Origin of the sequence: Streptomyces sp. A0642 (genome assembly GCF_004795105.1) — a bacterium.
GTDB lineage: Bacteria > Actinomycetota > Actinomycetes > Streptomycetales > Streptomycetaceae > Streptomyces.
Genome location: NZ_SSBL01000026.1, coordinates 32,179 through 48,589 on the forward strand (window position 1 = coordinate 32,179; position 16,411 = coordinate 48,589).

A 16,411-nucleotide genomic window follows, 5' to 3' on the forward strand; every position below is an offset into this window, starting at 1 on the left:
TCAGCCCTCGCTCGGGTTCCGGGTCGGGTCGGCGGCCGCGAGTGCGGCGCGCACCAGGTCGTCGACGTCCATGGTCCTGATGGCTTCGCCGGCCTGCGCCCCCTCGCCCCGCGGGGCGGGCGTGCCGGAATCGGTGGTGGATACGGGTGTCGCGGGCCGGGCGGCGACTTCGAACAGTGCGTCCAGCAGCCCGGATTCCCGGAGCGCGTCGATGGGGATGCCGGCGAGGGTCTGCCGGATGTCGGCGTCGGTCCGCGCCGGCTCCGGGCCGCTCTGTGCGGGGGCCGGCACGTCCGGGGTGTTCTCCTCGATGCCCGGCGGGAGTTCGTCGAGGAGGAAGTCGGCCAGCACCGCCGGGCTGGGGTAGTCGAACATGAGGGTCGCCGGAAGCCGGAGGCCCGTGGCCTTCTGGAGCCGGTTGCGGAGGTCGATGGCCGCGAGCGAGTCGAGGCCCAGCTCGGTGAAGCCCTTGGTGACGTCGATGGTGGCCGCGACGCCGTGGCTGACTCCGGCGACCTGTTCGCGTACGACCTCCAGGACCGCGCGCTTGCGTTCGGCCGGCCTCATGCCGGACAGCCGCTGCTCCAGGCCGAGTTCGGCGGCGGGTGCGGCTGCCGCGGTGACGGCGGGGGCTCGCACCTCCTTGCGGACGGCGGGCCGTTCCGGTGCGCCGAGCACGTCCTTCAGCAGGTGCGGCGGTGTGGCCGGGGCGTGCTGGTCCCGCTCCACCCGGATCGGTACGAGCACCGGCCGGTCGAGTTCCAGGGCCTCGTCGAGCAGGGTCAGGCCCTCGTCGGTCGGCAGGGCCGGCATGCCCATGGTGCGCATGCGCCGCAGGTCGGCGTGGGTGACCCCGCCTCCCAGGCCCGTTTTCGTCTCCCAGAGACCGAACGCCAGGGACGTGGCGGGGAGGCCGGCCGCGCGGCGGTGTGCGGAGAGGGCGTCGAGGAAGCGGTTGGCGGCGGCGTAGTTGGCCTGTCCGACGCCGACGACCAGGCCGGCACAGGAGGAGAAGAGGACGAACGCCTTCAGGTCCAGGCCACGCGTGGCCTCGTGCAGGTTCCAGGCCGCGTCCACCTTGGGCCGCATCACCGTGTCGACCTGTGCGGGGGTGAGGGAGGCGAGCAGGGCGTTGTCCATGACCGCCGCCGCGTGGACGACCGCCGTCAGGGGGTGTGCCGCCGGTACGGCCTTCAGCATCGCGTCGACGGCCGCGCGGTCGGACGTGTCGCAGGCCGCGAGGGTGACGCGGGCGCCGAGTCCGTGCAGTGCGTCGCGGAGTCCGGTGGCGCCGGGCGCGTCCTCGCCGCGTCGCCCGGCGAGCAGGAGATGGCGTACGCCGTGCCGCTCCACCAGGTGGCGGGCGACGACGGCGCCCAGGCCGCTGGTCCCCCCGGTGATCAGCACGGTCCCCTCGGCGTCCCAGGGCAGGGCCGCGGTGGGGGCCGCCGCGGGCACCCGGGCCAGCCGGGGCACCCGTACTTCGGCGCCCCGCAGGAGCGCCTCGGGTTCGCCGGACGCCGCCACGGCGGGCAGCGACTCGCGGGCCGTGTCGCTGCCGTCGGAGTCGACGAGGACGAACCGTCCGGGGTACTCCTCCTGCGCGGAGCGCAGCAGCCCCCACACCGGTGCCTGGACGAGGTCCACACCGGCGGCCTCCTCCCCCTCCTGGAGGGGCAGGGCCTCGCGGGTGATCACGATGAGACGGGAGTGGGCGTAGCGCTCGTCCGCGAGCCAGGCCTGCAGCGTGCCGAGGACCTGGACGGTCAGGGAGCGGACGGCCGCCGGGATGTCGTCGTGGTCCGTGGAGCGCGGCAGGGGCAGGAGGACGACGTCGGGCACCGGGGCGCCGCCGGTCACGGCGGCGTCGAGGGCGGAAAGGTCCGCGTAGGGCGTACCGGGCCAGGCCGCGGCAGTGCCGTCGAGGCCGGAGCCGAGGACCGCCCAGCGGTCCGTGGCCGCGGCGACGGCAGCGCCGAGCGGCAGTTGCTGGGTGACCAGCTGGAACACGGCCTCGTGCTCACCGCCGCCTCCCGCGGCGGCTGCCGCGTTGACCTTGGCGGCGGTGACGGGGCGGACCACCAGGGAGTCGATGGTGGCGACCGGCGCGCCCGTGGGGTCGGTGAGTTCGAGGCGTACCGCGTCCGATCCCTGGGACCGGTGCGCTTCGACGGCGGTGATGCGCACCCGCAGCCGCGAGGAACCGGCGGCGTGCAGGGTGACGCCGGACCAGGCGAACGGCAGTTGGGTGCCGCCGACGTCCTGGGGCCGGCGCCCGTCCATGAAGTCGGTCGCGCTGAGCGCGGCGTCGAGGATCGAGGGGTGCAGCCGGAAGTCCTTGCCGACGTCCAGGGAGTCCTCCGGCAGGGACACCTCCGCGAACGTCTCCCTGCCCCGGGACCAGATGCCGCGCAGGCCCCGGAACATGGGCCCGTAGCCGTAGCCCTGGCCGGTGAGGTAGTCGTACACCCCGGAGATGTCGACCTCGGTCGCTCCTGTGGGCGGCCAGTCGGCCGGGGCGGGGGCGAAGGCGCCGGGGGGCGGCGCCTGGCCGCTGCCCGGGGCGAGTACGCCGCTGGCGTGCTTGCTCCAGGGTGCGCCGGCCGGGGCGTCGTCGGCACGGGAGTAGACGGCGAGCGAGCAGCGCCCGCCCGCGTCGGGTGCGTCGACGACGACCTGGACGGCGAGTCCGCCGTGGGGCGGGAGCGGCATCAGTGCCTCGATGGTGAGTTCCTCCACCACCTCGCAGCCGACCTCCTCACCGGCTCTGATGGCCAGCTCGATGTAGCCGGTGCCGGGCAGCAGCACGGTCCCGAGGACGTCGTGGTCGGCGAGCCAGGGATGCGTACGGACGGAGAGCCGCCCGGTGAGCACCACGCCGCCGGCCTCCGGGGAGGCGACCACGGCGCTGAGCAGCGGGTGCGCGGCCGCGGTCTGGCCGAGGCCGGTCACGTCACCGCCCACGGGGTCGGTGGCCTCCAGCCAGTAGGTGGTCCGGTCGAAGGCGTACGTGGGGAGCTCGACCTTGTGGCCGCCCCGGCCGTCGAGGACCTCCGCCCAGCGGACGCCGGTCCCGGCGACGTGCAGCCGGGCGAGGGCGTCGAGCAGGGTGGACACCTCGGGCCTGCCCTTGCGCAGCACGGGCACGGTGAGGGTGCCGGGCGAGTCGTCCGCGCTGGCCTCGGCGAGCGCGGTGAGCACGGCGTCGGGTCCGAGTTCCACGAAGCGGGTGACGCCCTGCTGCGAGAGGTGGGCGATGCCGTCGGCGAATCGGACGGCCTCGCGCACATGGCGGACCCAGTACTCGGGCGAGGTCAGCTGCTCGGCGGTCGCCTCGGTTCCGGTCACGTGGGACACGACGCGCATCGAGGGAGCCGTGTACGAGAGCGTCTCGACGACCTCCCGGAAGGCGTCGAGCATGGGTTCCATGAGCGGCGAGTGGAAGGCGTGCGACACGCTCAGCCGCTTCGTCCGGCGCCCCAGGCCGGCGAAGTGCTCCGCGACCGCGAGCGTCTCCTCCTCCGCTCCGGACACCACCACGGCCGAGGGACCGTTCACCGCCGCCAGGCCCACCCCCTCGCCCAGCAGCGGAAGCACCTCCGCCTCCGAGGCGGCCACCGCGACCATCACCCCGCCGGAGGGCAGCTCCTGCATCAACCGGCCGCGTGCGACGACGAGTTCGGCGGCGTCCGCCAGCGACAGCACACCCGCCACGTGCGCGGCGGTGATCTCTCCGATCGAATGCCCCGCCACCACATCGGCCCGTACGCCCCACGCCTCGGCCAGGCGGAACAGAGCCGTCTCGACCGCGAACAACGCCGCCTGGGCGTACATCGTCCCGTTCAGCAGACCGGCGTCCTCACCCCACACCACCTCACGCAGGGAACGGCCCAACCGGGCGTCCAACTCCGCGACCACCTCGTCGAACGCCGCCGCGAACACCGGGAACGCCTCGTACAGCTCCCGGCCCATCCCCGGCCGCTGAGCACCCTGCCCCGTGAACAGGAACGCCGTCAGCCCTTCCGTGGACGGGGAGTCCGCCGACGTCACGGCCTCCGCGCTCTCCCGGCCCGCCGCCAGGTCCGACAGCGCCCGCACCGCTGCGTCTCGGTCCGCGGCCACCACCACCGCACGGTGGTCCAGCACCGCACGCGTCGTCCCCAGCGAATAACCGACGTCCACCAACGACTCGTCCGGATGCGCCTCCATATGCGCGAGGAGGCGCTCCGCCTGGGCGGTGAGGGCCGTGGCGCTGCGCGCGGAGAACGGCAGCGGCACGACGGGCAGGGGGGCGGCGGTGCCGTCCGGTTCGCTCGCCTCCGATGCCGGTGCCTCCTCGAGGATGACGTGGGCGTTCGTGCCGCTGAGCCCGAAGGAGGAGACGCCCGCGCGTCGGGGCCTGTCACCGGCCGCCCAGGTGACCGGCTCGGTGAGCAGCCGTACGCCGCCGGCCTCCCAGTCCACCTGGGGCGACGGTTCGTCGACGTGCAGGGTCCTGGGCAGCAGCCCGTTGCGCAGGGCCATCACCATCTTGATGACCCCGCTGACACCGGCGGCGGCCTGGGCGTGCCCGATGTTCGACTTGACCGAGCCGAGCCACAGCGGCCGGTCGGCGGGGCGGTCCTGGCCGTACGTGGCGAGCAGGGCCTGCGCCTCGATCGGATCGCCCAGCCGGGTGCCGGTGCCGTGTCCCTCGACCGCGTCGACGTCGGCCGGGGCGAGACCCGCCGCCGACAGGGCCTTGCGGATGACGCGTTGCTGGGAGGGGCCGTTGGGGGCGGTCAGCCCGTTGGACGCGCCGTCCTGGTTGATGGCGCTGCCCCGCACCACCGCGAGGACGGGGTGCCCGTTGCGGCGGGCGTCGGAAAGGCGCTCCACCAGCAGCAGGCCGACGCCTTCGGCCCAGCTCGTCCCGTCGGCCGCGCCCGCGAACGCCTTGGAGCGGCCGTCGGCCGCGAGGCCGCGCTGCCGGCTGAAGTCGACGAAGATCTCCGGGGTCGGCATGACGGTGACACCGCCCGCCAGGGCCAGGTCGATCTCGCCGGCCCGCAGCGCCTGGCAGGCCATGTGGAGGCTGACCAGGGACGAGGAGCACGCGGTGTCGACCGTGACGGCGGGGCCTTCGAGGCCCAGTGCGTAGGCGACGCGGCCGGAGGCGATACTGCCCGCGCTGCCGTTGCCGAGGTAGCCGGCCAGGTCGTCGGGGACGTCGGTGACCCGGCTGCCGTACTCGTGGTACATCACACCGGCGTACACACCGGTCTGGCTGCCGCGCAGCGTCTCCGGGTCGATCCCGGCGCGCTCGAACGTCTCCCAGGCCGACTGGAGCAGCAGCCTTTGCTGCGGGTCCATGGCGAGGGCCTCGCGCGGCATGATGCCGAAGAAGCCGGGGTCGAACTCCGCCGCGTCGTAGAGGAATCCGCCTTCGCGCACGTAGGTGCGGCCCGGGAGCCCCGGCTCGGGGTCGTACAGGGCGTCGGCGTCCCAGCCGCGGTCGGCGGGGAAGTCACCGATGGCGTCGACACCCTCGGCGACGAGGTCCCACAGGTCCTCGGCCGAGCGCACGCCGCCGGGGAAGCGGCAGCTGATGGCCACCACCGCGATCGGGTCGTCGTCGAGCGCAGCGAGCGGCGCGGCGGCGGGAGCGGGGGTGTCCGTCGTGCCGGTGAGCAGGGTGTCCAGGTATCCGGCGACGGCACGGGAGTTGGGGTAGTCGAAGACCAGCGTCGCGGGCAGTCGGAGCCCGGTGGAGCCGACCAGCAGGTTGCGCAGCTCCACGGCGGCGAGGGAGTCGAACCCCTGGTCGCGGAAGGCGGTGTCGGGTCCGATCGCCTCGGGGGACGGCTGGCCGAGGACGGAGGCCACCTGGGTGCGGACCGTGTCCAGCAGGATGCGGGTCCGCTCGTCGGGGACCGCCCCGGCCAGGCGGCGTTCCAGGGCGGAGCCGGTGGCGGTCGTCCGTACGGTGCGGCGGACGGGAGCGCGGCCCCTGCCCCGCAGCAGGGCGGGCACCTCGTCGCTGCGGGCGGCGAGCGCCGCGGCGTCGATGGTGAGGGGGACGACGACGGCCTCGTCGGTGAGGAGGGCGGCGTCGAAGAGCTCCAGGCCGCGGCCGCCGGGGAGAGCGGGCAGGCCGAGACGGCGCATCCGCTCCAGGTCGGCTTCGGTGAGGTCGCCCCCGAGCCCGGTGCTGACCTCCCACATGCCGAACGCGATCGACGTCGCGGGCAGGCCGGCCGCCGTGCGGTGGGCGGCGAGCGCGTCCAGGAAGACGTTGGCCGCCGCGTAGTCGGCCTGTCCGGCGGCGAGGACGAGTCCGCCGGCCGAGGAGAACATGACGAATGCCGTCAGGTCGGTGTCCCTGGTCAGTTCGTGCAGATGCCAGGCGCCCTCGGCCTTGGGCCGCAGGACGGCGTCGAACCGTTCCGGCGTGAGGCTGCCGACCAGGCCGCCGTCGGCGACGGCCGCCGCGTGCACGACGGCGCGCAGCGGGTGGGCGGCGTCGATCCCGGCGAGCAGGGCGGCCAGGGCGTCGCGGTCGGCCACATCGCACGCGGCGATCCGGACGTGGGCGCCGAGGCCCGTCAGTTCGGCGGCGAGCGCCTCCGCACCGGGTGCGTCCGGACCTCGTCGGCCGGCCAGCAGGAGATGCCGTACGCCGTGCTCCGTGACGAGGTGACGCGCGACGAGTGCGCCGAGTCCGCTGGTGCCTCCCGTGATCAGCACCGTGCCCTCGGTGTCCCAGGGGGCAGGCCGTGCGGGCTCGGGGGCGGTGGCCCGGCCCAGCCGCGGTACCCACGACTCACCGCCGCGCAGGGCGGATTCGGGTTCGCCGGAGAGGACGGCCGCGGAGAGTGCGGCGTCGGTCGCCTCGGACTCGTCCTCGACGTCGAACAGGTGGAACCGGCCCGGGTTCTCCGCCTGCGCGGCACGGACCAGCCCCCACACGGGGGCCTGGACCGCGTCCACGTCCTCGCCCGCCCGCACGGGCACGGCGCGCCGGGTGACCACGACGAGGGGGCCGGTGCCCGCCTCGGGATCGTCGAGCCGGTCGCGTACCGCGCCGAGGACGTGGTGGAGGAGCGCGCGCACCGCTTCCGGGACGTCCTGGCCCGCGGGCGCTGCCGGGCAGTGCAGGACGTCGTATGCGGGGGTAGCGTCAGCGCTGACCGGCTCCGTCCGCTGCCAGACGATCCGGTGGAGCGAAGCGGACGGAGTGCCGGAGGCCGCCGCGATCTGCTCCGGGGTGACGGGACGGGAGACGAGCGAATCCACGGTGGCCACCGGTGCGCCGTTCTCGTCGGCGACCATGATGGCGGACACCTCGTCGCCTCGTACCCGCTGGATGTGGACGCGGAGCGAGGGGGTTCCGGCGGCGTGCAGGGTGACGCCGTTCCACGAGAAGGGCAGCAGGGTGGCCGCGTCGTCGGCCGCGTCCGTCAGCAGATCGGCGTGCATGGCGGCGTCCAGGAGTGCGGGGTGGAGGCCGAAGGCCGCCGCCTCGTCGCGGGCGGGACCGTCGAGGGCGACCTCGGCGAACACGTCGTCGCCGCGCCGCCATGCCGCACGCAGGCCCTGGAAGGCCGGGCCGTAGGCGTAGCCGCGCTCACGCAGCCGCTCGTAGGCGGACGTGACGTCGACCGGGGCGGCCCCGGGCGGCGGCCACTGGGTGAGGTCGAAGGCGGGTGCGGGTGCTTCGCGGGTCAGCGTGCCGTGGGCATGCCGGGTCCATGGGGCGTCGGGGTCCGAGGATCCGCGCGAGTGGATGCCGACCGTGCAGGCGCCGGAGGGGTCCGGAGCGCCGACGACCACGCGCAGGGCCACCCCTCCCCTGGCAGGCAGGGTGAGCGGCGCTTCGAGGAGCAGTTCCTCGATCCGGCCGCAGCCGACGTGGTCGCCGGCCCGGACCGCCAGCTCGACGAACGCGGTGCCGGGGAGCAGCACGCCGCCCAGCACCCCGTGATCCGCGAGCCAGGGCTGGGTGCTGATCGCGAGCCGCCCGGTGAGGACGACCCCGCCGTCGTCCGGTGTCGCCACCGCCGCGCTGAGCAGGGGATGGCCGACCGCTTCGAGACCGGCCGCATCGAGGTCGCCGGGGGCGGCTGCCAGGTCCAGCCAGTAGCGCTGGTGCTGGAAGGCGTAGGTGGGCAGGTCCGGGCCCCGTCCGATGCCTCGGAGACCGAAGAAGGCGTCCCAGGCGACGGTGGCGCCCCGCGCGTGGGCCCTGCCGACGGCAGCCAGGAGTTCGCGGGCCTCGGGGCGGTCCCGGCGCAGCGTCGGGACGAACCCCGCCCCGTCCGCTTCCCGGACACAGTCCTGGCCCATGCCGCTGAGCACGGCGTCGGGGCCGATCTCGATGTACGAGGTGACGCCCCGGTCCTCCAGGAACCGGACCGCGTCCGCGAACCGCACCGCTTCCCGCACATGCCGCACCCAGTACGCCGCCGAACCCCAGCCCTCGGCCAGATCCCCGGACACACCCGACACCACAGGAATCGACGGGGAGCCGAACGACAACCCCGCCACCACCGCCCCGAACTCCTCCAACATCGGCTCCATCAACGGCGAATGGAACGCATGCGACACCCGGAGCACACTCGTACGGCGGTCCTGCGCCTCGAACACCGCGACCAGCTCACGAACTGCCGACTCCGTACCCGAGACCACGACCGACCGCGGACCGTTGACCGCCGCGATCCCCACCGCAGCGTTCAGCAGCGGAAGGACCTCGGCCTCCGTCGCCTCCACCGCCACCATCGACCCACCCGCCGGCAACCCCTGCATCAACCGACCACGCGCCACCACCAACTCAGCAGCATCAGCAAGGGACAACACCCCCGCCACATGCGCGGCCGCGATCTCACCCACGGAATGACCGACCAGGAAGTCCGGACGCACTCCCCACGACTCCACCAACCGGAACAGGGCAGTCTCCACCGCGAACAACCCGGCCTGAGCGAACATCGTCCCGTTCAGCAGACCGGCGTCCTCGCCCCACACCACCTCACGCAACGAACGGCCCAGGCGGCCATCCAGCTCCGCAAGCACCGCATCAAAGGCTTCGGCGAACACCGGGAACGCCTCATACAGCTCCCGGCCCATACCGAGCCGCTGCGCACCCTGACCCGTGAAGAGGAAAGCGAGCTTGCCGTCGCTGACCGCGTCCCGTACCGACCCCGCACCGGAGGCCAACGCCTCCAAGGACGCGCCGAGTTCCGTGCGGTCGGCACCGAGCGCCACAGCCCGGTGGTCCAACGCGGCGCGGGTCGTCGCGAGGGCGTGCCCCGTCGCGGCGACGGCCTCGTCGGGGAGGGTCGCGAGGTGGCCGAGGAGACGCGTCGCCTGGGCGCTCAGCGCGTCCGGGGTCTTCGCGGAGAGCGGCCAGGCGAGCAGGCCGGAGGCCGGACCGGCCGGCTCGGACGCGTCCTGCGGTGCGGGGGCGGGGGGCTCCTCGATGATCACGTGGGCGTTGGTGCCGCTGATGCCGAACGACGACACCCCGGCACGACGCGGACGGTCCTGCGCCGGCCAGGCGGTGGGCCCGGTCAGGAGGGCCACCGCGCCGGAGTCCCAGTCCACCTGGGACGACGGCTCGTCGGCGTGCAGGGTCGCGGGCAGGGTGCCGTGGCGCATCGCCTGCACCATCTTGATGATGCCCGCCACCCCGGCCGCCGCCTGGGTGTGACCCATGTTGGACTTGATGGAGCCGAGCAGCAGCGGGCTGCCGTCCGAGGGGCGCTCCTGGCCGTAGGTCTCCAGCAGCGCCTGGGCCTCGATGGGGTCGCCGAGTACGGTGCCGGTGCCATGGCCCTCGACGGCGTCGACGTCGGCCGGGCTGAGGCCCGCTACGCTCAACGCCTTGCGTATCACCCGCTGTTGAGCGGGGCCGTTGGGCGCCGTGAGGCCGTTGGAGGCCCCGTCGGAGTTGACCGCGGAGCCCCGGACGATGCCGAGCACCCGGTGACCGTTGCGTTCCGCGTCGGAGAGCCGCTCCAGCAGGAGCATGCCGACGCCCTCGCCCCAGCCGGTTCCGTCGGCACCGCTGCCGAACGACTTGCACCGCCCGTCGGTGGCCAGGCCGCGCTGCCTGCTCATGTCGACGAACGTGTCGGGGGTGGACATGACGGTGACGCCGCCCGCGAGGGCGAGGCCGCACTCGCCGCGGCGCAGGGCCTGGGCGGCCCAGTGCAGCGCGACGAGGGAGGACGAGCAGGCGGTGTCGACGGTGACGGCGGGGCCCTCGATGCCGAGGGTGTACGCGACCCGTCCGGACACCACGCTGGCGAGGCTGCCGTTGCCGTGGTAGCCGGCGACGTGCTCGGGCAGCGGGCCGAGCCGCAGACCCCAGTCGTGGTACATCACACCGGCGAAGACCCCGGTGTCGCTGCCGCGCAGGGAGTGCGGGTCGATGCCCGCGCGTTCCACGGTCTCCCAGGCGATCTCCAGCAGCAGCCGCTGCTGGGGGTCCATGGCCTGGGCCTCGCGGGGGCTGATTCCGAAGAACTCGGCGTCGAAGTCGGCTGCCTCGTAGAGGAATCCGCCCTGGTCGGTGAGGCTCTTGCCCGTTGCGCCCGGCTGGGTGTCGTGGATGTCGCCGGCCCAGCCGCGGTCGGTGGGGAACGCCGAGACGACGTCGCGCCCCTCCTCGACGAGCTGCCACAGATCCTCGGGCGACGTCACGCCGCCGGGGTAGCGGCAGGCCATGGAGACGATGGCGATGGGGTCGTCGTCCGACGCCGTGCCGGCGGTCGGAGCGGCCCGGCGGCCGGCCAGGAGTTCCGCGTCGCCGCCGAGCCGGGAGGCCAGGTGGTCGGCGAGGGCTCCGGGCGACGGGTAGTCGAAGACGAGGGTGGCCGTCAGGGGCAGTCCGGTGGCGGATCCCAGCCGGTTGCGGAGTTCGACGGCTGCCAGGGAGTCGAAGCCCATCTCGTTGAACGCCCTTGTGGTGACGACGCGTTCGGGGCCGTCGTGGCCGAGGACGGCGGCCACCTGGGTACGGACGAGGTCGAGGAGGGCTTCACCGCGCTCGGAGCGGGTCAGACCGGCCAGGCTGCGCGCGAGGGACTGCTCGACGCTGACCCCTCCGCCGCCCACGGCGCGGCGCTGCGGTCGGACCAGGGCGCGCAGGAGGGCCGGGACATCGCCGCCGCGGGTGTGGAGCGTGCGCAGGTTCAGTCGCACGGGGACGACGGCGGGGTGGCCCTCGGTGGTGATCGCACGGTCCAGCAGGGCGAGGTTCTCCGTGACGGACAGGGGCTGGAGGCCGAGGCGTTCGATGCGCCGCAGCGCGGCTTCGTCGAGGCTGCCGCCCATGCCGCCGGTTCCGGTCCACAGCCCCCAGGCGAGGGAGGTCGCGGGGAGGCCGAGGGCGGCGCGGTGAGTGGCGAGAGCGTCGAGGAAGACGTTGGCGGCGGCGTAGTTCCCCTGTCCCGCACCGTCCAGCACGGTGGCGGTGGACGAGAAGAGGACGAACGCCGAGAGGTCCATGTCGCGGGTGAGTTCGTGCAGGTTCCAGGCGCCGTCGGCCTTGGGCCGCAGGACGGTGTCCAGGCGGGCGTCGTCGAGGGAGTCGACCAGTGCGTCGTCGAGCACCCCCGCCGCGTGGACCACGGCGCTCAGCGGGAGCCCCTCCGGTACCCCGGTCAGGGCCTCGGCCATCGCGTCGCGGTCGGCGGCGTCGCAGGCGGCGATCACGACCTCGGCGCCGAGTGCGGTCAGCTCGGCGCGGAGCTCCTCGGCGCCGGGGGCCTCCGCGCCCCGGCGGCCGGTGAGCAGCAGTCCGCGTACGCCGTGTGCGGTGACCAGGTGCCGGGCGACGGTGGCCCCGACCCCGCCGGTGCCGCCGGTGATCAGGACGGTGCCGTCGGCGCGCCAGGGGGTGGCGGTGTGCGGTGTCTGCGTGGTGCGGGTCAGCCGGGGGACGTACAGGACGCCTTCGCGGAGGGCGATTTCGGGTTCGTCCGTGTCCGACGTGAGGCGCAGCAGTTCATCCGTGCCGAGGGAACCGTCGGTGTCGAGGAGGAGGAAGCGTCCGGGGTGTTCGGACTGGGCCGAGCGCACGAGGCCCCAGACGGGCGCCTGGGCGAGCGCGGCCGGCTCCCCCGCGGCGGCGGCGACCGCGCCCCGGGTGAGTACGGTCAGCCGGGCGGTGGCGGACCGCTCGTCCGCGAGCCAGTCCTGTACGGCCGTCAGCGTGGCGCCGAGGGCGGTACGGACGTCGGCGGCGACATCGGGTCCTGCGGCCACGGGGCAGGTGTGGAGGGCGGCGTCGGGGTTCGGCCGGGCGGCGGCGGGGGCCGGCAGCGGTGTCCACCGGACGTGGTGGAGGGCGTCGGGGTGGGCGGTGGCGGCGAGTCCGCCGGTCGCGAGGGGGCGGACGAGGAAGGAGTCGACGGAGGCCACCGGGGCTCCGGTGGCATCGGCCAGTTCGAGGGCGACCTCGTCGGTGCCGGTGGCGGTGACGCGTACCCGCAGCGTGGTGGCGCCGGCGGCGTGCAGGGTGACGCCGGTCCAGGCGAAGGGCAGGAGGACGCGGTCGTCCGGGGTGTCCGTGCCGCTCGCGGTGGCGAAGTCCGTGGCGTGCAGGACCGCGTCGAGGAGCGCGGGGTGGATCCCGTAGGCGGAGGGCTGGTCGCCCGCTGTCGCGGGCAGCCGCACCTCGGCGAACACCTCGCCCTCCCCCGCCTTCCAGACCGCTCGCAGGCCGTGGAAGGCGGGGCCGTATCCGTAGCCCTGTCCGGCCAGGGCTTCGTAGAGACCGGTGAGGTCGACGGACTCGGCGCCCGGAGGCGGCCAGGCGCCCGCCGCGAAGTCCGCTGTCCGCGGCCCGGAGGTGTCCCGGGGGGCGAGGCGGCCGGTGGCGTGCCGGGTCCACGGGGCGTCGGCGGGGGCGTCCTCGTCGCGTGAGTAGAAGGCGATGGCGCGCCGGCCGGTGGCGTCGGGGGCGTCGACGACGATCTGGAGGGCGACGCCGCCCGTGGTGGGCAGGGTCAGCGGGGCCGCCATGACCAGTTCGTCGAGGCGGTCGCAGCCGGTCTGTTCACCCGCCCGGACCGCGAGGTCCACGAACGCCGTGCCGGGCAGCAGGACGTGGCCGGCGATCACGTGGTCGGCGAGCCAGGGGTGTGAGCGCAGGGAGACCCGTCCGGTGAGGACGGCCCCGCCGGTGTCCGCGAGGCCCACCACCGCCCCCAGCAGCGGGTGGTCGGCTGCCATCTGGCCGAGCGCGGTGGCGTCCTGGGCGGCGTCGGGGGCGCTGAGCCAGTACCGCTCGCGCTGGAAGGCATAGGTGGGCAGCTCGACGCGTCGCGCGCCGGAGCCGGCGAAGAAGGCGTGCCAGTCGACGGGGGTGCCGCGCGTGTGGGCGACGGCCAGGGCGGCGAGCAACTGGTGCGGCTCGTCCTGCCCGCGCCGCATGACCGGGGCGAACACCGCGGACGGGCCGGTGCTCGCGCGGCCCATGGCGCAGAGCACCGGGTCGGGCCCGAGCTCCAGGAAGGTGGTGACGCCGCGGTCCGTGAGGGAGGTGAGGGCGTCGTGGAAGCGCACGGGCGCGCAGATGTGCCGCACCCAGTGCTCGGGGTCGGTGAGTTCCTCGGCGGTGGCCGGTCTGCCGGTGAGGGCGGAGACGACGGGGAGCTTCGGCGCCTTGTAGGTGAGGATCCGGGCGATCTGCCGGAACTCCTCGATCATGGGTGCCATCAGGGGTGAGTGGAACGCGTGGCTGACCCGGAGCCGTTTGGTGCGGTGGCCGTCGGACTCCAGCCGTCCGGCGAGTTCGGTGACCGTCGCTTCGTCACCGGAGAGGACGAGCGAGCGGGGGCCGTTGACGGCGGCGATGCTGACCGTGTCGCGGCAGTGCGCGAGCAGCGGGTGCAGCGTCTCCTCGTCGGCCTCCACGGCGATCATGGCGCCGCCCTCGGGCAGGGCCTGCATCAGCCGGCCGCGCGCGGCGACGAGCGTGGCGGCGTCGTCGAGCGAGAGCACCCCCGCGACGTGTGCGGCGGTCAGCTCGCCGATGGAGTGCCCGGCCACGTGATCCGGGTGGACGCCCCAGGACTCCAGGAGCCTGAACAGGGCGACCTCGACGGCGAACAGCGCCGCCTGCGCGTACATGGTGCGGTCCAGCAGGGCCGCGTCGGGGCTGTTCTCGTCGGCGAACAGGACCTCCCACAGGGAGCGGTCGAGCTGGAGGTCGAGGTAGCCGATGGCGTTGTCGAGGGCCTTGGCGTAGACCGGGTAGGCGTCGTACAGCCTGCGTCCCATGGCGAGGCGCTGGCTGCCCTGACCGGTGAACAGGAAGGCCGTGCCGCCCTCTTCGGTGACCGAGCCGAACACGGCCGGGGCGTCGCGGCCGTCGGCCACGGCGCGCAGCCCGTCGAGGAGGCCCGGTCGGTCGTCGGCGAGCACGACCGCGCGGTGGGGCAGCAGGGCACGGGTGGTCGCCAGGGAGTGGGCGAGGTCGAGCGGCCGGGCGTCCGGAGTGTCCTCGACGTGTGCCAGCAGGCGTCGGGCCTGGTCGCGCAGGGCGGCCCCGCTCTTCGCGGAGAGGGTCACCGGGAGGGGCCGGGCGTCCTCGGCCGGGGCACTGTCGCTCCCGGCTTCGCTCCGCGCGGTCTCGGCGGGCGGTTCCTCCACGACGATGTGGGCGTTGGTGCCACTGACCCCGAAGGAGGAGACGGCGGCCCTGCGGGGGCGCTCGCCCGGCGCCCACGGCACGGGCTCGGTCAGCAGGCGTACGTCCCCCGCCGACCAGTCGACGTTGGGCGAGGGGGCGTCCACGTGCAGCGTCGCGGGCAGCAGACCGTGACGCATCGCCATGATCATCTTGATGAGTCCGGCCGAGCCCGCGGCCGCCTGCGTGTGGCCGATGTTGGACTTCACCGAGCCGAGCCAGGCCGGTCCCCCGGCGCGCTCCTGCCCGTAGGTGGCGAGCAGCGCCCGGGCCTCGATGGGGTCACCGAGCGTGGTGCCGGTGCCGTGCGCCTCGATGGCGTCGACCTCGCCTGCGGTGAGCCGGGCGTCGGCGAGTGCCTGGCGGATGACCTGGCGCTGGGCGCGGCCGCTCGGGGCGGTCAGACCGTTGGACGCGCCGTCCTGGTTGATGGCCGTACCGCGCACGACGGCGAGGACGGGGTGGTTGTTGGCCCGCGCGTCGGACAGGCGTTCCAGGACGAAGACGCCGGCCCCCTCGGCGAACGCGGTGCCGTCGGCCGCGGCGGCGAATGCCTTGACCGTGCCGTCGGGCGCGAGACCGCGCTGCCTGCTGAACGCGGTGAACACGCCGGGGCTGCCCATGACGGCGACCCCGCCGGCCAGGGCGAGGGTGCACTCGCCGCGCCGGAGCGACTGGACGGCGAGGTGGAGGCCGACCAGCGAACCCGAGCAGGCGGTGTCGACGGTCAGCGCCGGGCCCTCCAGGCCGAGCGTGTAGGCGACCCGCCCGGAGACCACGCTGGGCGCGTTCCCGCTGAGCAGGTACCCGTCCAGTCCGTCCGGCGCCTCGTGCAGGCGCATCGCGTACTCCTGCGGCTCGGCGGCGACGAAGACGCCGGTCCGGCTGGAGCGCAGGGTCCGCGCGTCGATCCCGGCCCGTTCCACGGCCTCCCACACGGTCTCCAGCACGAGGCGCTGCTGGGGGTCCATGGCGAGCGCTTCACGCGGGCTGATGGAGAAGAAGTCGGCGTCGAACTCGGCGGCGCCGGACAGGAATCCGCCGTGGCGGGCGTAGGTGGTGCCGGGGGTCGTGGGGTCGTCGTCGAAGAGGCGCTCGAGGTTCCAGCCGCGGTCGCCGGGAAACTCGTCGCGGACGTGGGTGCCGTCCGCGACCAGCCGCCACAGGTCCTCGGGGGACGACACGTCTCCGGGGTAGCGGCAGCCGATGCCGACGATCGCGATCGGGTCGTCGGTGGCGACGCCCGGCGCGACGACCGGATCGGGCAGGTCGGGCAGACCCAGGGCCTCGGTGCGCAGGTGGGCGGCGAGAGCGGCCGGTGAGGGGTGCTCGAAGGCGACGGTAGGGGGCAGCGGGAGGCCGGTGGCGGCGATCAGCCGGGCGTGCAGGGCCACGAGTGCCACGGAGTCGAGTCCCAGCTCGCGGAAGGCGCGTGCCGGGTCCGCGGTCCGCGCGTCCGGCCGCGTCTGCCGCAGTACGGCCAGGGTGTTCTCGCGTACCAGGTCCAGCAGCACCCGGGTCTGCTCCGAGGTGGGGAGGGATTCCAGCTCACGCACGAGTGCGGCCTGCCGCTCCGTGCCCCCGTCCGGCACACCGTCGGTGCCAGAGACGAAGTTTTCCGACTCAGTCATCTGCACTCCACACAATTGTCGCCCGTGACCGGACGGAATTCACCAGGGAACCGCACCACTGCGGGTCACGCTATGAAGGCGAAGGGCCGCGCACAGCCCCTAGAGC

The 16,411-nt window shown here is 74.4% G+C and carries 1 protein-coding gene; it reads right to left on the minus strand.

All coding sequences use genetic code 11. The features are described 5' to 3' along the window. The gene (locus E6R60_RS30470) at positions 1 to 16,305 is read right to left on the minus strand and encodes a type I polyketide synthase (protein WP_136329932.1); all 16,305 of its coding nucleotides are present in this window, start codon (positions 16,303 to 16,305) and stop codon (positions 1 to 3) included. Positions 16,306 to 16,411 lie beyond the last annotated feature (106 nt).

What these genes read in the sequence shown, in the direction of transcription:
- E6R60_RS30470 (WP_136329932.1), bottom strand. Translation starts at nt 16,305, where the DNA reads ATGACTGAGTCGGAAAACTTCGTCTCTGGCACCGACGGTGTGCCGGAC.